Source organism: Micromonospora sp. LOL_025 (assembly GCF_048060285.1).
Taxonomy (GTDB): Bacteria; Actinomycetota; Actinomycetes; order Mycobacteriales; family Micromonosporaceae; genus Micromonospora.
The window spans coordinates 1-415 of record NZ_JBHMIR010000137.1 but is presented as its reverse complement, the minus strand read 5'-3'; the positions used below and the strand labels follow the sequence as shown (position 1 = coordinate 415).

General features: G+C 69.2%; 1 protein-coding gene. It reads right to left on the bottom strand.

What is annotated here, in order from left to right; genetic code table 11:
• Positions 1–415 (bottom strand): AMP-binding enzyme (locus ACFHW0_RS31835; RefSeq protein ID WP_416613327.1); only part of this gene is annotated, 415 nt, incomplete at both ends.

Genomic DNA, 415 nt, shown 5'->3' with positions numbered 1-415 from the left:
GATCGGGTGCGGGGAGTGCGTTGCGGTCGATCTTGCCGTTGCGGGTGAGGGGGAGGTGGGGCAGGGCGATGATGCTGTGGGGTACGAGGTGGCGGGGGAGTGTGTGGTGGAGGTGGTGGCGGAGTTGGTGGGTGTCGGGGTTTTCGCCGGTGACGTAGGCGATGAGGTGGCGGCCGGTGGGCAGTGTTCGGGTGGTGACGAAGGCGGCGTCGACGTGGGGTTGTGCGCGTAGGGCGGTTTCGATTTCGCCGGGTTCGATGCGGTAGCCGTTGATGGCGATTTGTTCGTCGGTGCGGCCGAGGAATTCGAGGGTGCCGTCGGTGCGGAGGCGGCAGAGGTCGCCGGTGCGGTAGAGGCGGCTGCCGGGTGTGGTGGCGTACGGGTCGGGCAGGAACCGCTCCGCCGTCTGCCCCGG